General features: G+C 29.3%; 19 protein-coding genes. 7 read left to right on the top strand and 12 right to left on the bottom strand.

Going from position 1 to position 18,599, the window contains the following annotated elements:
* Positions 1–60: 60 nt before the first annotated feature.
* Entirely contained in the window at positions 61–1,170 is a 1,110-nt protein-coding gene (locus MHN29_RS02035; protein WP_235273262.1) for an AraC family transcriptional regulator, read from the bottom strand.
* Positions 1,171–1,403: 233 nt separating this feature from the next.
* Between MHN29_RS02035 and MHN29_RS02030 the strand changes: the two genes are divergently transcribed.
* The 4 genes from MHN29_RS02030 to MHN29_RS02015 all read left to right on the top strand — a co-directional run bounded on the left by MHN29_RS02030 (position 1,404) and on the right by MHN29_RS02015 (position 6,252).
* Positions 1,404–4,835: a methylmalonyl-CoA mutase family protein gene (locus MHN29_RS02030; RefSeq protein ID WP_235273264.1), complete on the top strand. Its 3,432-nt coding sequence runs from the start codon at positions 1,404–1,406 to the stop codon at positions 4,833–4,835.
* A 209-nt stretch (positions 4,836–5,044) separates the two neighbouring features.
* Positions 5,045–5,587 (top strand): RNA polymerase sigma factor, encoded by a 543-nt coding sequence (locus MHN29_RS02025; RefSeq protein WP_150900452.1) that lies wholly within the window; start codon positions 5,045–5,047, stop codon positions 5,585–5,587.
* Positions 5,584–5,994 (top strand): hypothetical protein, encoded by a 411-nt coding sequence (locus MHN29_RS02020; RefSeq protein ID WP_235273266.1) that lies wholly within the window; start codon positions 5,584–5,586, stop codon positions 5,992–5,994. Before MHN29_RS02025 ends, MHN29_RS02020 begins: the two co-directional genes overlap by 4 nt.
* Positions 5,995–5,997: 3 nt before the next feature.
* The gene (locus MHN29_RS02015) at positions 5,998–6,252 is read left to right on the top strand and encodes a hypothetical protein (RefSeq protein ID WP_235273267.1); all 255 of its coding nucleotides are present in this window, start codon (positions 5,998–6,000) and stop codon (positions 6,250–6,252) included.
* Between the two features lie 55 nt (positions 6,253–6,307).
* Here the strand turns inward: MHN29_RS02015 and MHN29_RS02010 are convergent, their stop codons facing one another.
* From MHN29_RS02010 to MHN29_RS01975, 8 genes are read right to left on the bottom strand one after another with little or no spacing between them, the layout of a single operon-like run.
* Positions 6,308–7,012, bottom strand: coding sequence for a YqjF family protein (locus tag MHN29_RS02010; protein WP_235273268.1), 705 nt, complete (start codon positions 7,010–7,012; stop codon positions 6,308–6,310).
* Positions 7,013–7,016: 4 nt separating this feature from the next.
* Positions 7,017–7,493 (bottom strand): SRPBCC family protein, encoded by a 477-nt coding sequence (locus MHN29_RS02005; RefSeq protein ID WP_235273269.1) that lies wholly within the window; start codon positions 7,491–7,493, stop codon positions 7,017–7,019.
* A 3-nt stretch (positions 7,494–7,496) separates the two neighbouring features.
* The gene (locus MHN29_RS02000) at positions 7,497–8,390 is read right to left on the bottom strand and encodes a TIGR01777 family oxidoreductase (RefSeq protein WP_235273270.1); all 894 of its coding nucleotides are present in this window, start codon (positions 8,388–8,390) and stop codon (positions 7,497–7,499) included.
* Positions 8,387–8,767: a hypothetical protein gene (locus tag MHN29_RS01995; protein ID WP_150900458.1), complete on the bottom strand. Its 381-nt coding sequence runs from the start codon at positions 8,765–8,767 to the stop codon at positions 8,387–8,389. Before MHN29_RS01995 ends, MHN29_RS02000 begins: the two co-directional genes overlap by 4 nt.
* Before the next feature lie 18 nt (positions 8,768–8,785).
* The gene (locus MHN29_RS01990; RefSeq protein ID WP_235273271.1) at positions 8,786–9,277 is read right to left on the bottom strand and encodes a pyridoxamine 5'-phosphate oxidase family protein; all 492 of its coding nucleotides are present in this window, start codon (positions 9,275–9,277) and stop codon (positions 8,786–8,788) included.
* A 1-nt stretch (position 9,278) separates the two neighbouring features.
* The gene (locus MHN29_RS01985) at positions 9,279–9,623 is read right to left on the bottom strand and encodes a hypothetical protein (RefSeq protein WP_235273272.1); all 345 of its coding nucleotides are present in this window, start codon (positions 9,621–9,623) and stop codon (positions 9,279–9,281) included.
* Entirely contained in the window at positions 9,620–9,961 is a 342-nt protein-coding gene (locus tag MHN29_RS01980) for a hypothetical protein (protein ID WP_235273273.1), read from the bottom strand. The genes MHN29_RS01985 and MHN29_RS01980 overlap by 4 nt, the downstream gene beginning before the upstream one ends.
* 38 nt (positions 9,962–9,999) lie before the next feature.
* A complete protein-coding gene (locus tag MHN29_RS01975; RefSeq protein ID WP_235273275.1) occupies positions 10,000–10,506 on the bottom strand; it encodes a GbsR/MarR family transcriptional regulator in 507 nt (168 codons plus the stop codon).
* 121 nt (positions 10,507–10,627) lie between these two features.
* On the opposite strand from MHN29_RS01975, the gene MHN29_RS01970 reads away from it, so the two are divergent.
* Together MHN29_RS01970 and MHN29_RS01965 are read left to right on the top strand one after the other, a co-directional pair.
* Positions 10,628–11,110: an RNA polymerase sigma factor gene (locus tag MHN29_RS01970; protein ID WP_235273276.1), complete on the top strand. Its 483-nt coding sequence runs from the start codon at positions 10,628–10,630 to the stop codon at positions 11,108–11,110.
* The gene (locus MHN29_RS01965) at positions 11,094–11,714 is read left to right on the top strand and encodes a hypothetical protein (RefSeq protein WP_235273277.1); all 621 of its coding nucleotides are present in this window, start codon (positions 11,094–11,096) and stop codon (positions 11,712–11,714) included. The genes MHN29_RS01970 and MHN29_RS01965 overlap by 17 nt, the downstream gene beginning before the upstream one ends.
* A gap of 40 nt (positions 11,715–11,754) precedes the next feature.
* Here MHN29_RS01965 and MHN29_RS01960 read toward each other — a convergent pair whose 3' ends face one another.
* Together MHN29_RS01960 and recQ are read right to left on the bottom strand one after the other, a co-directional pair.
* The gene (locus MHN29_RS01960) at positions 11,755–12,468 is read right to left on the bottom strand and encodes a hypothetical protein (protein ID WP_235273278.1); all 714 of its coding nucleotides are present in this window, start codon (positions 12,466–12,468) and stop codon (positions 11,755–11,757) included.
* Between the two features lie 11 nt (positions 12,469–12,479).
* Entirely contained in the window at positions 12,480–14,591 is a 2,112-nt protein-coding gene (gene recQ / locus MHN29_RS01955; RefSeq protein WP_370630552.1) for a DNA helicase RecQ, read from the bottom strand.
* Between the two features lie 114 nt (positions 14,592–14,705).
* Here recQ and MHN29_RS01950 point away from each other — a divergent pair, with 114 nt between their 5' ends.
* Entirely contained in the window at positions 14,706–15,344 is a 639-nt protein-coding gene (locus MHN29_RS01950; protein WP_235273279.1) for a TonB-dependent receptor plug domain-containing protein, read from the top strand.
* Positions 15,345–15,427: 83 nt separating this feature from the next.
* Here the strand turns inward: MHN29_RS01950 and MHN29_RS01945 are convergent, their stop codons facing one another.
* The gene (locus MHN29_RS01945) at positions 15,428–18,595 is read right to left on the bottom strand and encodes a S41 family peptidase (protein ID WP_235273280.1); all 3,168 of its coding nucleotides are present in this window, start codon (positions 18,593–18,595) and stop codon (positions 15,428–15,430) included.
* Between the last annotated feature and the right edge of the window lie 4 nt (positions 18,596–18,599).

The raw sequence follows: 18,599 nt of genomic DNA, 5'->3' as shown, positions 1-18,599 counted from the left end.
CTTACTTTTAAAAAACTAGAAATTTCTATTAAATTAGGGAAGTATTCAACCAAACACTTCTTATGTGAGTTTACTTGGACATTTTAATTTACTCTTGTATTCACTAGGGGTCATTCCTTCTATTTGTTTGAATACCTTATAAAAAGTTGATTTTGAAGAGAAGCCTGCATCTTTTGCCAGCCCTAAAATTGAATATTGCATTGCTTTATCAGATTCTATCAACCTTTTAAACTCTAGTACTCTTAGTTGGTTTATAAAGTGATGAAAATTCTTTTTTGCACATACATTTATCAAATTAGATAATTCTCTCTCTTTTACAGTTAACAACTCTGATAAAAGTTTTACTGTTAAATTAGGGTTTCTGTAATATTTTTCTTTTTCTATTTTGGTATAAAGCTCTTTAAACTTTAGAGCATCAATCTCTTTATTTTTCTTTACAGTTTCTTCTATTACTTCTTCTTTTTCTACTTGTACTTTAGCTATTTTGTCAGAAACATCATTTATATAGGCTACTTGCTGAAATCCATTATAACCAATCCAATACACAATAAAAAAGGTAACTAAACTTATGATAAATTCGATTTGTACTTCTATAAATTCACTATCCTCATTTATGAATAAAATCCCACTTAAAAACATAAATATATGTAACCCAACTATAGTAAGCATAATTACTTTAATCCATGAAAGTGTTTTATTTTCTACATATGAGTAATAGTTTTCTAACTTCAATCTATACCTTTTCAAAAAATAAAAAGCAATTATTAACAATGGAATATTCATAAAAAGAAATACCAGTTCATGTAAAACTTCCTCTAGCTCGAGGTCTTTAAAGGGTATCAAATTCAAAAGGATACCTGGTAAATACAAAAACAACCACCAGAAACCTCCTTTTTCTTTCGTAACAATTATAATGTAAATAAATAATGAGGGAATTATAAATAAGTAACTATTAATTTCTATTGAAATATGATTAAAAACATTCGCTAATTCTTCGTCATTAAGAAAATCGCTTATTATATTAAATCCTAAAGCCCATAAAAACAATACTAAAAAAACATTTCCTTTTTGTTTTCTTATCTTCAAGGTTAAAAATAAAAAACCTATCATAATAGCTGAAAAAGATGCTAATAGATAACTAAATAATGATAACTGGTTTAAAATTTCCATTCAATTGCTTTTTTTCTTATAGTAAGTTGCTCTAAACTTGGTTTTGTTACAAAAAATTACCTCTTACAATGAGCAATACTTTTAAAAAGTATGCTCATTTTTAACTTTATATAAACTTTAACAATCATTTAGTTTAATTCCCTAACAACATTAACTTTTATTATTCTTAGTAAATCCTTTTATTTTTTAATATTTCCGTAAATTGCGTACCCAAAATTTAAGTTAATTTACGAATGGAACAAATAGCACCATATAAACCCAAACATAAAGTTAGAATTGTAACTGCTGCTTCATTATTTGATGGACACGATGCTGCCATAAATATTATGCGTAGAATTATACAATCTACTGGTGTAGAGGTAATTCATTTAGGTCATGATAGAAGTGTTGAAGAAGTTGTAAACTGTGCAATTCAAGAAGATGCAAATGCTATTGCAATGACATCTTATCAAGGAGGTCATACAGAATACTTCAAATATATGTACGATTTACTTAAAGAAAGAGGTGCTGGCCATATCAAAATTTTTGGTGGCGGTGGTGGTGTAATTCTTCCAGAGGAAATTAAAGAACTAATGGATTATGGGATTACTCGTATATATTCTCCAGATGATGGACGTGAATTAGGTTTACAGGGAATGATTAATGATTTGGTAGAAACATCTGATTTTGCCATTGGAGATAAATTAAATGGAGAAATAAACAACCTACCCGATAAAGAAATTGGAAGCATTGCCCGTATTATTTCTTCAGCTGAAAACTTTCCTGAAGTAGCTAAAGAAACTTTAGAAGCTATTCATGAAAAAAATAAAAATTCAAAAACACCAGTTTTAGGAATTACTGGTACTGGTGGAGCTGGAAAATCTTCTTTAGTAGACGAATTAGTACGTCGTTTTTTAATTGATTTTCCAAATAAAACAATTGGATTAATTTCTGTTGACCCATCAAAACGTAAAACAGGTGGTGCTTTATTAGGAGACCGTATTCGTATGAATGCTATTAACGATGAGCGAGTATATATGCGTTCATTAGCTACACGTCAATCTAATTTAGCTTTATCTAAATATGTAAATGAAGCTGTTGAAGTTTTAAAAGCTGCTGAATTTGATTTAATCATTTTAGAAACTTCTGGTATTGGACAATCTGATACTGAAATTATTGAACACTCTGATACTTCTTTATATGTAATGACTCCTGAATTTGGAGCTGCAACTCAGTTAGAAAAAATTGACATGCTTGATTTTGCTGATTTAGTTGCCATAAACAAATTTGACAAACGTGGTGCTTTAGATGCTATACGCGATGTTAAAAAGCAATATATGCGTAACAATAACTTATGGGATGTTCATATGGACGACATGCCTGTGTTTGGTACAATTGCTTCTCAATTTAATGACCCTGGTATGAATACCTTATATAAGCGTATTATGGATAAGTTAGTTGAAAAAACTGGTGCTGATTTAAAATCTAGCATGGAAATTACTAAAGAAATGTCTGAAAAGATATTTGTAATTCCACCTAGTAGAGTTCGTTATTTATCTGAAATATCAGAAAATAATAGAGCTTATGATAAAAAAGTTGATGGTCAAGTAACAGTTGCTCAGAAATTATATGGTATTCACCAAACAATTGAATCTATCATCAATACTTCTGTTGAAATTATAAAAACAGGATTGAACGAAGATGAAATTTTAAAGCAAACCCAAAATGACGAACAAGATTTTATTAAACTTTTAATTGCACAGTTCGATAAAGTAAAATTAAATCTTGATCCACATAACTGGGAAATTATTTTAAACTGGCAGGAAAAAGTTCAGAAATATAAAAATCCTATTTATACATTTAAAGTACGTGATAAGGAAATAAAAATCGCAACTCATACTGAGTCACTTTCTCATTCACAAATTCCTAAAGTAGCATTACCTAAATATCAAGCTTGGGGCGATTTATTACGTTGGAACTTACAAGAAAATGTTCCTGGTGAATTCCCATATGCTTCTGGATTATATCCTTTTAAAAGAACTGGAGAAGACCCAACAAGAATGTTTGCTGGAGAAGGTGGACCAGAACGTACAAACAGACGTTTCCACTATGTAAGTTTAGGAATGCCTGCTAAACGTTTATCTACTGCTTTTGATTCTGTTACTTTATATGGAAACGATCCTGGGCACAGACCAGATATCTATGGTAAAATTGGTAACGCTGGAGTTTCTATTTGCTGTTTAGATGATGCTAAAAAATTATATTCAGGTTTCGACTTAAGTCACGCAATGACATCTGTTTCGATGACTATTAATGGTCCTGCTCCCATGTTATTAGGTTTCTTTATGAATGCTGCAATCGATCAGAATTGTGAGAAATACATCAAAGAAAATAAGTTAGAAAAACAAGTTGAAGCTAAGTTTAAAGAAGTTTATGACTCTAAAGGTTTAGAAAGACCAAAATACCAAGGTGATTTACCAGAAGGTAACGATGGTTTAGGACTTATGCTTTTAGGTTTAACTGGAGACATGGTTTTACCTGCTGATGTATACGCTGAAATTAAAGCTGCAACCTTAGCACAAGTAAGAGGAACTGTTCAGGCAGATATTTTAAAAGAAGACCAAGCTCAAAACACTTGTATATTCTCTACTGAATTTGCTCTACGCTTAATGGGGGATGTTCAAGAATATTTTATTGAAAAACAAGTTCGTAATTTCTATTCAGTTTCTATTTCTGGGTATCATATTGCTGAAGCTGGTGCAAACCCTATAACTCAATTAGCTTTAACTTTAGCTAACGGATTTACATACGTAGAGTATTATTTATCTCGTGGAATGGATATTAATAAGTTTGGACCAAACTTATCATTCTTCTTCTCTAATGGTATTGACCCTGAATATTCAGTAATTGGTCGTGTAGCTCGTAAAATTTGGGCAAAAGCATTAAAATATAAATACAATGCCAACCCAAGAGCTCAAATGTTAAAGTATCATATTCAAACTTCTGGACGTTCATTACATGCTCAGGAAATTGATTTTAATGATATTCGTACTACGTTACAAGCTTTATACGCTATTTACGATAATTGTAACTCTTTACATACAAATGCTTATGACGAGGCTATAACAACACCTACAGAAGAATCGGTAAGACGAGCTATGGCAATTCAGTTAATTATTAATAAAGAATTAGGATTGGCTAAGAACGAGAATCCAATTCAAGGTTCTTTTATTATTGAAGAATTGACAGATTTAGTAGAAGCTGCTGTATTAGAAGAATTTGATAGAATTACCGAACGTGGTGGAGTATTAGGAGCTATGGAAACAATGTACCAACGCTCTAAAATTCAGGAAGAAAGTTTGTATTACGAAACTTTAAAACATACCGGTGAATTCCCAATTATTGGTGTAAATACTTTCTTAAGTTCTAAAGGATCTCCTACTGTACAACCAGCAGAAGTTATTCGTGCAACTGAGGAAGAAAAACAATTCCAAATTCAAACTAAAGAATTATTAAATAAGGCTAATGAAGAAAAAGTTCAAGAACAATTAGCTATTTTACAGGAAGCTGCTATTCAAAATCAAAACTTATTTGATAAATTAATGGAAGCTACTAAGTATTGTTCTTTAGGACAAATTACACAAGCTTTATTTAAAGTTGGTGGACAATATAGAAGAAACATGTAATATTCTAATATATACAATAGCAAGAAAAGCCTCACATTAATTTGTGAGGCTTTTTTATTTACGTTTAAAACAGCTTCCTATAACCACTGACAATAAATGATTTATAGCTATTTTCTATTTTTTTATAAAATTTATAGTCTTAAATGCAATAAATTAGAAAAACATCGTCTTTTAAAACGAAGACTCTTCATAAAAGGTTTTTAAATAATTTGGAATCAGAGAATACAAAAAAGCTTAAGGATTTTTTTGGTAGAGAATATCTATCACTTAAAAGGTATATCAATACCCGAATAAGTGATACGATTAATCGAAATGCCGAAGATATTATTCAAGATGTAGCTTTAAAATTATTTGCTGGTGCTGACAGATATGGTCCTATAAATAACGTAGCTAGTTTTGTATATCGATCAATAAAAAATAAAATTATTGATACAATGAGGGCTCCTAAAAAATCTGACAAACTAGATTCTGATGAAAGTTTATTAAACCTTGTTGATGCATTTAATCAATCTGAAAATTATTACAATTCTGATCAAATGATATCGATTTTAAAACAATGTATTGAACATTTAAAACCTGCTTACAAGGATATTATTATCGCAGTAGATTTTGAAGGTTATACATATAAAGAAATATCAACTGAAACTGGAATTCCTATTGGAACACTAATGTCTAGAAGGCACAGAGCCATTGGAATTTTATATAAAAAAATAGAACAAGAAATACAAAAACATAAAATTATTGAATCATGACAAATTTTTTCACTCATAAGTTTAGAAAAAAATCGCCCGTAGAAATTGCAGCTATCATCATCTTTGGAGGTATATTCATTACTGGTTTAGCTATTTTATTTGGCTTTGTTATAATGTGGTTATGGAACTGGTTAATGCCTGAAATTTTTGGGTTTACTACACTTACTTATTGGCAAGCCGTTGGTTTATTTATCCTTTTGAGAATTTTAATTGGAGGCTGTGGTGGCGGTAGCGGCAAAAAATCTCATCATAAATGTAAATGTGAAAAGAACGGTAAAACAGATTTTTCTAAGTGGAAACACTATGACAAATTTTGGAAAGAAGAAGGCGATAAATATTACAGTGAATATCTTGAAAGAAAAATGAATCCAGAACAAGGTACCTCATCTAAAACTGATATAGAATAAACTATGGAACCACTAATTTTTCAAACCAATATTGATTCAGAAGAAAAAGTTCAATCTTTAGAATCTATACTTAATAAGCATCCTTATATTTTTAAATGGTCTATTGATATTGAGGATATTGATAATGTACTTCGGATTGAAGGATCTGAGAATTTACTTGAGGAAAACATCATTGATTTAATTAAATCTCAAAATTTCCAAATAGAAATTTTACCTGATGAAGCTGTTATTAAAACTGATAAGGTTTTAGTTTACTAAACTAATTTACTATTAAAATACAGAGGTTATTTACAACCTCTGTATTTTATATAACTCATAGTATTGTTTTGTTTTCTACCGATATTTCTGAACCTTCTAATAAAAAAACAGAAGCTGGTTGTAATTCATTTAAAAATTCAAAATCTTTTCCATAACTAGTTAAGAAATCTACATTAATATTGTAACTCTTTAAAGGATAATATTTCCATTTAGGGTGCTTTACTTCGTATTCTGTTGTTTGAGCTTTATTTTTTGCATAACCCCAGTAATGTTCTGAAATAAACTCTATTTCAGAATTATCTTTCATTTCAAGCTGTTCATTTTTAACTACTGCTTCAATTAGATTCCATTTTTCACCAGTTTTCCATTGATAAGAAATATTTAAATTCCCATCTTTTTCATTCCATTCATGCTTCATTGGTAAGGTTTCATAATTCTCATTATAAATTGTATTTGCAACAAAAGTTATGGCTGGTTTTGGCACTATTTCTTTAATAAAAACTACTCCTCTTTTATAAACTCCATTCTCTTTTCTTTTCACATAAAAGCGTAGGTTTACTTCTTCAAAATTTATATGAAATGGTATTTTAAGCCCCAACAGTTTTGTATTTTTAAACATAAAACCAATTAGACTTATATAGCATTTATTATTATACGAATCTAATTCTGTTCCATTAGGTACAAATGGTTTTAAAACTTCAGGGTCTATTTGGTAGTTTACCATCAATAACTTTCTCCATTCTGCTTTTAAAAAACTCATAATTTTAATTTAATATTTCTTTCCATTTATTCGTTTCAGCAAACTCTTTTATTGTTTTATTTCTAATTTTCAAAAAATTAGTCATATACCTTTTTAAGAAAATAGCATCTACTAATTTACCTAGAAAACCGAAAGGTAATTTAAACTCTAAAACATCAATTAATATCGTTGAATCACTTTCATTAGTACAAAAATAATGTTCATGCTTAAAACTTTTAAAAGCTCCTGAAATCATTTCATCTGCAAAATATTCCGATTCTTTACACCCTATTACTTTTGAGGTAAAATTTTGATATACTCCTAAATGTTTTGCTCTCCAAGTAACAGTTTCATTTGACTCTATAAGTCCTTCTATTTTCCCTGCAATAGCTTTCTCATTTGTATGTGTGGTTGCTATTTTATGAAGTTCTATGCTACGAGAAAGATCAAATACTATTTTCTTAACTGCTTTTATCTTTGTAAATAATACAATTACTGCCATAAATTATATTTTAAATTCCTTGAAAGTTTTGGTAGTAAAATTAAAACCTAACTCTAATAGTTTTTCAGGGTATACATTTCTACTTTTCAGTAATAATTCTGGTTCTGTTCCTATAATTTTTGCTCCTATTTTAAGCAAGTTTTCTGAAACATTTAAACCTAATGACATGTTTAACTTTCGCTTCAATAAATTCTGAAAATCATAATTTTGTATTGGATTAGGAGCGCAAACATTGTAAACTCCTTCTTTTTCATGCATTAAAAAGTTAATAGCTTTTACATAATCATTCTCTGTAATCCAACTTATATACTGATTTCCTTTCCCTTGTCTTCCTCCAAAACCTAATTCCACCATTTTTTTCATTATAGGAAAAGCACCTCCTTTTTGACCTAAAACTATAGAGGTTCTTGTGATAATTTTTTTAGTTTGTTTAAACTTATAACTATTAAATACTTCTTCCCATTTTTTACATACATCCATTGAAAAATCTGTTCCAATTTTTCCTTTTTCTTCTGTCATCAATTTATTTTCTGAATGTTCATAAATAGTCGCTGAAGAAGACTGAATAAATACTTTTGGTGGAAATTCTAATTCTTGGACTACCTCACAGAGTAAGGCTGTACTGTTTAATCTGCTATTATAAATTTCATCTTTATTTTTTTGATGATATCTACAATTAACTGATTTTCCTGCTAAATTAATTAACACATCTGTGTTATTTAACAAAACTGTCCAATAACCTTTAGAAACTCCATCCCATTGTACGTAATTAACATTATCTACATTTATCTTTTGTTTTCTAGTTAAAATGTAAATTTGATTTTCTTTTTCTTTTTTATAATATTCAATAAGCAAATTTCCCAAATATCCAGTTCCTCCAGCGATTACTATTTTCATAACTTTTCTTTTTCAATTTTTAAATTACCTTCTTTACTTGCTTTTCTTCCTTTTAAGAAAAACAGAATAAAGAAAATCATTACAAGCCCTAAGTAAATTGAGAAACCTCCAATTTTTGAACTTAGTGTTTCTACTAAATCTTTATAACCTGTTAAGCTGTATATTTCTATAATTCGCAAAGCAAAACCTATGTTCAATAAATAGAAACCTATTTTAAAAAGTTTATTAGTAGCCATTGCGATTTCTACTTTTTGATGAAAAATATCCAACATAAATATTTTACTATTTTTAAATAAATGCTGTGACACAAATGTTGTAAGTCCTATACTAATAGGTAAATAAATGATATAAGCTATTAATTCTAATGAAGTGTTCATATTACTGTTTTTAGTGATTTATAATTTTCTTGTCATTCTTGCGAGATTTATTTTCTCTGCTTTTGTAAATTTTATTTCTCTTACCATACTCATGTCTTTCCATAAATATGTGTATCCTTTTAATAGTTTTGCTTTCCTAACTCTACGTTGCATTGCTCGGAATTCCACTTCATTTGCATCTCTTTTAATTCCTAACTCTCCATATAACTTTACTCCTGGATATTCTAGAAACTTACCTAAAAACAATGATTTTAACCAAAACCATTTATTGGTATTTACCGCAAGTACACATATATTTTTGTTTGTCTCTTTATTCTCTTTTAGCTTGGTTGCAAATTTTTCAAAATAAAAACCTGTTTGATCATCGTTTAAAAACAAAGAACCTATTGGAGTTACTGTAGGCTCATTATTAGCATTAACTGATGCTATAGAAACATACATATTCTCCTGTCTGCTTTTTCTAAAATGTTCTTTAATTTTTTTCCAGTTTTCTTTTAGTTGAATTTCCATATTACTTTTTCTTTAAATGTTTATGAATTAAATAGACTGTATAAATATTGATAAAATGAAGAGAGCCTACTATTAAGAATACATAGCTTAATCTATTAGTAATCTCTTTTATAACATCTGTAGAATCGGTGATTTCTTTCATTGAATTTAGGCTCCATATAACCAAACCAATGTTTAATAAATAATAAGCAATTCTTAGCAATTTATTGATTCCATTACCGAAGTTTACATCCTTTGGAAAATAATTTAAGATGTAAATTTTGCCATTACTATAACATTCATTTCCAACCTTAATTACAATAAGAATTGATAACAAAACATAAATTATATAGGTTACTTGATTCATAGCTCTTTCTTTATTGATTCTAAAATGAAAGTGAAATAACCTGCAATGCTTAAAGGCAAAACAATCATAGCAACAAACCATAAATCATCATAAAAATTTATAAAACCTGTCAACCAAAGAATCCCATAAGTAATTACAAAACCCCAATAAAACTTAATCCTTTTCTGATTTTTTCTCGAGAAGTTTTTTATAAAATTTAATAAAACTATTCCTGTTAAAACTTGTGAACACCCTAATACTATTTGAGCACATAACCCTAAGAAAATAGTAGCATATAATATTAAAGTAGCCCATACAATTACTCGATTAACATGTATTAAAATTCCTATACATTTCATATTTTCAGAAATTATTGAAAGTTTGTTTGTAAATTTTTTTACTTTTTTATCATTTTAGTAAAATTAGATAACAACCAATGTTCATCTGCTTTAATTGCTTTATCTAAAATACCATTTACTGTTGTTGTTACTGATGAAAGATCATTCATTAGCTTTTTAAATTCTTCTGCATCTTCTGAGCTTTCTTCTACTCCATTTTTCAAATCGTCTAAAACCTTTAATACAGGTTCTATCTCTCTTTTCTTACGCTCTTTTGTTACCTGCTTAAATAATTCCCAGATATCTTTCCCTGCAACAAAAAACTCTTTACGTTCTCCTACTACTAATTCTTTACTTACAATTCCCCAATCAATCAAAGCTCTTACGTTCATGTTTACATTTCCACGAGATATTTTTAAAGTCTCCATAATCTCATCGGCAGATAATGGTTTTGTAGATACTAATAACAACGCATGTACCTGTGCCATGGTTTTGTTAATACCCCAATTTGTTGCCAAACTACCCCAAGTATGAATGTATTTTAATTTCGCGTCTTCTAACTTCATACTGCAAATATATATCTTTTTTCTTAACTTTCAATAATTTCTGAAAATAAAATATTTTTATTTTTTTCTTTATTCTTGTAATAATTTAAATTCTCGATTTACTAATCAACAAAAAACAATTTTGAGTAACGATTTTTATATAACATCTATTTTACCTCATGCAGGTATTATTATTAAAATATGTAGGGCTTATACTGACTCTGAAGAAGACTTCGAAGATTTTTATCAAGAAGCTTGCTTACAGATATGGAAAAGTAGAGATGCTTTTCAAAATAAATCAAAATGGTCTACTTGGATATATAGAATTACTTTAAACGTTTGTTTAACGCTTTCTAAAAAAAACAAAAGAAGAGCTAATACTATTGAAGTTTTTCATGAAGAAACTGATAAAAACACTGCTTTTGAAGATGAAAATTTGAATTTGTTATATGATGCTATTAAAAAATTGTCGGAACTAGATAGAGCAATAATCCTGCTTTATTTAGAAGAAAACCCTAACAAAGAAATTGCAGCAATTATTGGAACTAGCGCTAACAATATTGGTGTACGTATTAACAGAATTAAAAAACAATTAAAAATATTATTAGATGGAAAAATCAATTGAGAAAATATGGACTGAAGCTTTTATTAACGAACAATCGTTAATTGCTCCTAAAATAAATAATTTATACAATCAGAAATCAAAATCTATTATCAATAAGATTAAACGCACTTATGAAATTGACAACAAAGGGCTTATTCCAATGGCCATCATTGTTGTAATAGGAATGACATTACTTTCTGAAGTCATCATTGGTTTATATGCTGCTTTTTTAATTTTATGCTTGTACTTTTTTAACAGTAACCTTTTGAAAAAATTTAAAGGAATTGATGTTAAATCTGACAACTTATCTTACCTAAAACAATACAGATATATTATTAGTATTATTATGAAATCGACTAAAAAACTTTTTGTTTTTGCGATTCCTGTGGCTGTTTTATCAATATTTATTCTTGCTTATAACCTTAAAGAAAAGAGTTTTCTTTCAAAGTTCATTTCTAGCGATACTTCTTTATTAAAAATGATTAGTGTTGGTTTTCTTATCGCTGTTTGTGTATCTGTTATAGGCTTTGTAGTTTATAATATTTCTACTAAAATTTTATACGCTACTCAAATTTCTAAATTAGATGACCTTATTAAAGAAATGGATCAATTGAAAACTGAATAAAAAAATATTTAAACGGCATCTTAAATAATTGGATGTCGTTTTATTTTGTTCGAGTTCTCTTTTTCAGCTTAAAAATCCTGTCTTTATAATATGCTTTTAATTCATCTACAAACAACATAGGTTTGTCATATTCATTTAGAACTTTGTTTGTATAGCTATTTAATAATTTATCTAACTCTTTTTCTAAACGTACAAGTTCACTTTTTAAATAGTTATTACTATTCGTTTCTGACTTAGGTATAATGCCTTCTGGTATCTTAACTCCTAAATTCCCACTAAATATATATGAATGATACTCTTTTAATTCTTCTAAAGTTCCAGTTTGGTAGATTTCTATTAATTTAGTTGTAATATCTGTTGCCAATGTTTCTTCTTCTCCATTCATTGAAAACTTATCTGGATGTACATATAACATTGCTTCTTTATACAATCTTTTTTTCTCCTTTATATCTTCTTTAACTATGCTAACTTTTTCTTTTTGTACTACTTTTAATCCTTTGGACTCTTTATAATTTTTTCCTCTACGTTTTTGTTCTAATCGTTTTTCTTTTTTTGCTTTTTTCTGTTTTTTGTATAGAATTACCAACTCTCTTTCTTCTACAATTAAATCAGCTATGGCATTTCGCAATAATTGTTCAAAAGGCAATAACTTTTCTCTAACTTTTTTTATTTCCTTTTCTAAATTAAGTATTTGCTCTTTTAATTTTAAAGCTTCATTACTTGTTAAATCTATTGGTAATTGAGAATCTTCCATTGCTTTTAAAACTATCTTTTCTTTTGTAAAATGGTAAGTCCAACCCTTATTTGTTCATAAGGAATTTTCTCTCCTAAAAACTCAAAATAAGGTTTTAACGCTGTTTCATTTCTCAACACTTTTTTTGCATTGGCTATTAACTTTAATTCATCTGCTGATATAAACTCATCTAAACTTACATCTTTTCCTTCTAAGTATAATTTAGATAAGTGGGAAAATACTGTTGGTGACTTTAAACCTCTTTTCTCTGCAATTTCTTCAATTGAAAAGCCTTCTTTATATAAATTATATGTTTCTAATGTTGTGTCTTTTCTTCCTCGCTTTTTTTCTTGTAAAAAAGTTCTTATCTCTTCCATAAACTCTCCACCATACACTTCTAATTTTCGCTGACCTACCCCACTTATAGCTAAAAACTCACTATCCGTTTGTGGTCTTTCATTTTCTAATTCTCTTAACGTAGCATCACTAAACACCAAATAAGCAGCTATATCTTCCTCTTGTGCTATCTTATATCTCAATTTTCTTAAGCGTTCAAATAAAGTATCTCGAACCACCTTAGTTGTTCGTTTAACTTTAGTTCTTACTAACTTTTCTTCTTTATTTATTTCTTTCGGAATTGTTAACTGGATTTTCTCTCCGTTAAAAAGTACTTTTTTTGAAAACTCTGTTAACTGTAATGTATTATTTAAATGAAATGCTATTTGACAATATCCTTGGTTTATTAATTGAATTATATAATGTTGCCAGTCTTTCCAAGATATATCATTACCTACCCCATAAGTTTTTAATATTTGATAGTTTTTATCTAAAACCGTTGCATTTTTAGCTCCTCTAAGTACATCAATTACTGTACCCATGGCTTCTTTTTGCTGTAATCGATATATAGCCGATAATGCCTTTTGTGCTATGATGGTTCCGTCAAAAAACTTTGGTGGATTTTTACAAACATCACAATTTCCACAGTTTTCTTCTATCAACTCTCCAAAATAACTCAGCAAAATTTTTCGTCTACAAACAGTTGCCTCAGCAAACTGCTTCATCCGATCTAATTTAGCTTCTTGTACCTCTTTATTCCCTGTATTAGCTATAAATTGTCGTAATTGAATTACATCAGCATAACTATGAAACAACAACGCATTTGCAGGTAACCCATCTCGCCCAGAACGTCCAATTTCTTGATAATAGCCTTCTATGTTTTTGGGCATGTTATAATGAATTACCCAACGTACATTTGACTTATCTATTCCCATACCAAATGCTATTGTTGCGCAGATAATAGTAACATCATCTTTTATAAAATCTTCCTGTGTTTTTGCTCTTTCTTCAAAAGTTAACCCAGCATGATATGCCTTTGCGTCTATATTATTCTGCTTAAGTTTTGATGCTAATTGTTCTGTTGCTTTCCTACTTAAACAGTAAATAATACCCGATTCTTTGGGACGTCGATTGATAAATTGAATTATTTGCTTAATCCTATCATTTGCCGGACGTACCTCTAAACTAATATTCTTTCTATTGAATGAACTTACATATTTAGTCGCATTAGGTACGGCCAATTGCTCTAAAATATCTTCTTGTGTAGCTTTATCTGCTGTTGCTGTTAGTGCTACAATTGGCACTTCTGGTAGTGACTTTTTTAAAAATGATAATTGCTTATATGAAGGTCTAAAATCATGTCCCCAGGCCGATATACAATGTGCTTCATCTATAGCTATACAACTTATATAAGATTGGGTTAAAATATTTTGCAGCAGAGGTAAACTTTCTGGAGCTACATATACCAATTTTACATTTTTATTTACAATAGCATCAAATACTTTTTGTTGCTCCTCTACTGATTGACTACTATTATAATATGTTGCAGGTATTCCGTTAGCTTTTAAACTATCGACCTGATCTTTCATTAATGCTATTAATGGTGAAATAACCAAGGTAATACCTTTGAAGAATAATGCTGGTAATTGATAACAAATAGATTTTCCTCCACCTGTTGGCATAATAACCAACGTATCTCTTTTATTTAGTATATTTTCGATGATCTTTTGTTGTTCTAATCGAAAACTATCATATCCAAAATTTGACTTTAACTTTTCTAATAAATCTTTTTCCGTTATCTCCATCATAAGGCAAAAATAGTCATAAGAAAAGCTTTATAAGAAGTTATAGTTCCATATTTTCGCTACCCTCTATTTGTCTTAATGCTTTAAAAATGTTACTTTTATAAAAAAGTAAACAATATGAAAACACAAATTAAATTAAGTATTCTGTTATTATCTATACTTTTTTCTGTTCATTCGTATGCACAAAAAAAAGAAGATATTGTTATTTCAGGCTATGTGAAAGACTCTATTAACAAACCAGTTTTTAACTGTAGTATTTTTGTAGATAATATTAAACAGAAGAAAGGAACAAACACCAAAGGTTTTTACACTCTTAAGTTAAAGAAAAAACCAAAAAAGATTATGTTTTTCTCACCTGCTCATGGTTTTACAGAAATAGCTTATTATGATCATAGTTTTATTAATGTAAACTTTAAGAAAAAGGGAACAGAAATTACAAACGATCATATAGTAGAGCAAGAGCCTCAAGAAGAAAACAAAGAACGTTTTAACTATTCTGATATCTACTCTTACATGAGAGCAAAAGTTCCAGGACTTCAGATTTTACCTGATGGAAGTGTTGTTATTAGAGGTGTAAGTACGTTAAATGGTTCTAATCAAGCTTTATTTGTTCTTAACAAAGTAGTAATTGCAGAATCTGCTGTAGGAGCAATTAATCCTAATGACGTTAAATCTATTGAAATTATCAAAGGAGCTGATGCTACTATGTATGGAGTTAGAGGTGCTACTGGTGTTATTTCAATTACTACCTTTTAACTAAAAGCTAAATATTAAAACATTAAAAAAGCATAGAATTGAATTCTATGCTTTTTCTTTATTTAAAAGTATAAGTATTTTAATTATTTTAAATCTTTTAGTAAAACCTCAACTGCTTTCTTTAATTGTGCATCCTCATTTCTTTCTTTCCATCCTGGTGCATTCTTTACTAAATAATCTGGTACAGCTGGCGCTTCATTCTCCATATTCTTTCCTGATTTTTTTACAAACCAAGCTCTAAATGGCATACGAATAAATCCATTTTGTAAGCCTTTTCCTCCTGTAGAAATTACAGCTCCAAATGTTGGTTGTCCAACTAATTTTCCTAATCCTAAATTTTTAAATGCATGTGAAAAAATTTCTGCATTAGAATAACTATTCTCGTTACATAAAGCTACTACTGGCTTTGTATTTACCGATAAAATTGCACGTTCATTAAAAGGATAGTTTTTTGTAAACTTTTTATTATTCTTTAAGCTTTTTGCTGCTCCTCTTGGTATTGTATACGCATGTTGATCTACATTTAGAACAGCCATTAATCGGTCAGTAGTCCATCCTCCTCCGTTATAACGAACATCAATTACAATTCCTTTTTTTCCATATCCACTTGCTTTTAGTTCTCTTTCAAAGCGCTCAAAACTTGGAGTATTCATTCCTTGAATATGTATATATCCTAATTGTCCATTTGAATATTGATCTACTAGTTTTTTTCTAGATTCTATCCAAGCCTCATATTGTGCTCTTCTAATTGAGCTTTGCGGGCGAATTACTATTTCTTTACCTCCTTTTAAAGTTAATAAGACTTCATTTCCTTGAGTATTTTTTAATAAACCATAAAAGTTTGTATCCTTTTGAACTTTTTGTCCATTAACGTGAGTAATTACATCTCCGACATTTAATTTACTTTTCGACTTACTAGCTACTGTATTATTTAAAACATATTTTACACGAGCTCCGTCTTTAGCATTTTCTACTTCTAAACCTAGCAATCCAATTTTTTCGCTTGTGTTTCTAGGAGCACTTCCTCTATACCCCATATGACTTGCATTTAACTGTCCTAACAATAAATTATACATATATGAATAATCTTGTTGAGTTGATGCTGATAATACCCAAGGTCTATATTTTTTAACTAAACCTTTCCAATCATATCCATGAAACTCTGGATCATAGAAACCTGCAGTCAAAGCTCTTATTCCTTCATCAAAAACTTGAGCATATTCTTTTTCTTTATTTACAGTATACGTAGCTGAATGTGGTAAACCTGTTACTTTATCAGATTTAGTATTCATTTGTTTTAATCTTCCTCTTGAAACAAAGTAAGCTTTCTTGTTATTTAAAGTGAAACCACCTGCTCTTGATACTCCTTTTATTGCTTTTGATTTAGTTCCATCCCACTTAATCTTATACAAACCTCTCTTTTTAGTTGCTGGGTTTGTTGCTGAAAAATAGATAAACTCACTATCGGCACTAAACATTGGTCCGAACTCATTATCTTGTAAAGAAGTTACTTGTACTAAACGATCAAAAATTCTGTCAGAATCTATCTTTACGTTTACTTTTTTCTTCTTTTTACCTTTCTTTCCTTTTTTACCAGATTTTTTATCTTCTTTCTTTTCTGGATAATATGATCCTTCTTTATGATCTACTTTTGATTTTTCCCAATCTTCTTTTTGCAACCATACCATCCAAACATCATAATTAATTCCATTTCTATTAGAAATAAAAGCTAATTTCTTTCCATCTGCACTCCATACTGGACTTCTATCACTACGAGGGTGCATAGAAACATTCATTTTCTTGTTTTTATCTGCTACTGATTGGATAAATATTTCACTATCGAAATCTAAATCTTCTTGAGAATATGCGATATATTTACTATCCGGACTCCAAGAAAAATCTTCAGTTGGCGCCCATGAATCTGAATATACTTGTGGCTTAACAATTTTTCCATCTTTGATATCAGCAATCATTAAAGTACCTCTTCCTACTTGATAAGCTATTTTTTTTCCGTTAGGTGATACTATTGGATTATCAACATCTTCTTTACTCGATGTTAATTTAGTTACTTTAGTTTTTAAACTTCTTTGTAATCCTACTAACGTATCCTTAGAAACTACACTATATAATTCATAATGCCCATCTCTATCTGACATAAAAACTACCGTTTTATCATCTAACCATTGTGGACTAAGATCTCTAAAAGGATGTTTACTTACATTGTTAGAACGTTTCTTTTCTTTATTATTTTCTTTAACAAAAATTTCTCCGTTAATCTCCATTGCAACTTTTTTACCATCAGGAGATACAGCATAACCAGATATTTTATTAGATACTGTTTTAGTTACTTCTTGTTCAAAACGATTATCTGAATAAATTTTTAAATTAACTTTTTGAGCCTTTCCGTTTTCTAATTTAAAAATATTCATTCCACTTAGGTAAACAATTGTTCCATTGTTACTTACTGAAAATGTACGAACTCCATCTTTTTTATGTGATGTTAATTGAGTAGCAGAACCACTTACAGTTCCGTTTGCAGTAATTGATTGCTTATAAATATTATAGCGACCGCTTTTAGCTCCTATATAATATAAATTTCCTGAAGCATCCCAAGCTGGTGAATGATCATTTTTATTACTTGTGGTTATTTGATTGTACTTTTTTGTTTGTACATTATAAATCCAAATATCTCTTTGTGCAGAACCTGAATAGTCCTCACGAGCAATTCGACAAGCTCCTTTTACAAAAGCTATAAACTTTCCATTTGGTGATAATTGAGCATCTTCACCATACGCTGTTAATAATCTGCTTGGAGTTCCTCCTTTTTGATTAACAGAATACATTTGTCCGTCCCATTCTGGACCTCTATAAACTCTCCTTGTATTAAATAACACATCCCCGTCTTTAGTCCAATCAGTTGGAATATTAGCAGTTGGATAATATGTTAATTGTTTAGGTACACCTCCTTTTATGGAAGTTGTAAAGATGTTATCATTACCTTTTCTATTTGAAGAAAAAGCAATTTCAGTTCCACTTGTATTCCAAACTGGATTACTTTCATAGGCCTTATGGATAGTAAGTCTTGTTTGTTGTTGGTTTCCAAAATTATAAGTCCAAATGTCTCCTTGGTATGAAAATGCCATTTGAGATGCATCTGGACTTATTTCTGGTTTTCGAATAAAAGTGTTTTGTGCTACTAAAAAGCTGGAGCATAAAAATGCTGCTAGTATGGAAAAAGGTTTCTTAGACATTATT

It is taken from the genome of Tenacibaculum sp. Cn5-46 (assembly GCF_022347705.1).
Lineage (GTDB): Bacteria > Bacteroidota > Bacteroidia > Flavobacteriales > Flavobacteriaceae > Polaribacter > Polaribacter aiptasiae.
The sequence above is the reverse complement of the archived record's forward strand: the minus strand, read 5'-3'. Positions and strand labels throughout refer to the sequence as shown.

Bases quoted from the DNA above. Each gene is read 5' to 3' on its own strand.
- MHN29_RS02035 (WP_235273262.1), bottom strand. From the start codon at position 1,170: ATGGAAATTTTAAACCAGTTATCATTATTTAGTTATCTATTAGCATCT.
- MHN29_RS02030 (WP_235273264.1), top strand. From the start codon at position 1,404: ATGGAACAAATAGCACCATATAAACCCAAACATAAAGTTAGAATTGTA.
- MHN29_RS02020 (WP_235273266.1), top strand. From the start codon at position 5,584: ATGACAAATTTTTTCACTCATAAGTTTAGAAAAAAATCGCCCGTAGAA.
- MHN29_RS02015 (WP_235273267.1), top strand. From the start codon at position 5,998: ATGGAACCACTAATTTTTCAAACCAATATTGATTCAGAAGAAAAAGTT.
- MHN29_RS02010 (WP_235273268.1), bottom strand. From the start codon at position 7,012: ATGAGTTTTTTAAAAGCAGAATGGAGAAAGTTATTGATGGTAAACTAC.
- MHN29_RS02005 (WP_235273269.1), bottom strand. From the start codon at position 7,493: ATGGCAGTAATTGTATTATTTACAAAGATAAAAGCAGTTAAGAAAATA.
- MHN29_RS02000 (WP_235273270.1), bottom strand. From the start codon at position 8,390: ATGAAAATAGTAATCGCTGGAGGAACTGGATATTTGGGAAATTTGCTT.
- MHN29_RS01995 (WP_150900458.1), bottom strand. From the start codon at position 8,767: ATGAACACTTCATTAGAATTAATAGCTTATATCATTTATTTACCTATT.
- MHN29_RS01990 (WP_235273271.1), bottom strand. From the start codon at position 9,277: ATGGAAATTCAACTAAAAGAAAACTGGAAAAAAATTAAAGAACATTTT.
- MHN29_RS01985 (WP_235273272.1), bottom strand. From the start codon at position 9,623: ATGAATCAAGTAACCTATATAATTTATGTTTTGTTATCAATTCTTATT.
- MHN29_RS01980 (WP_235273273.1), bottom strand. From the start codon at position 9,961: ATGAAATGTATAGGAATTTTAATACATGTTAATCGAGTAATTGTATGG.
- MHN29_RS01975 (WP_235273275.1), bottom strand. From the start codon at position 10,506: ATGAAGTTAGAAGACGCGAAATTAAAATACATTCATACTTGGGGTAGT.
- MHN29_RS01965 (WP_235273277.1), top strand. From the start codon at position 11,094: ATGGAAAAATCAATTGAGAAAATATGGACTGAAGCTTTTATTAACGAA.
- MHN29_RS01960 (WP_235273278.1), bottom strand. From the start codon at position 12,468: ATGGAAGATTCTCAATTACCAATAGATTTAACAAGTAATGAAGCTTTA.
- recQ (WP_370630552.1), bottom strand. From the start codon at position 14,591: ATGATGGAGATAACGGAAAAAGATTTATTAGAAAAGTTAAAGTCAAAT.
- MHN29_RS01950 (WP_235273279.1), top strand. From the start codon at position 14,706: ATGAAAACACAAATTAAATTAAGTATTCTGTTATTATCTATACTTTTT.
- MHN29_RS01945 (WP_235273280.1), bottom strand. From the start codon at position 18,595: ATGTCTAAGAAACCTTTTTCCATACTAGCAGCATTTTTATGCTCCAGC.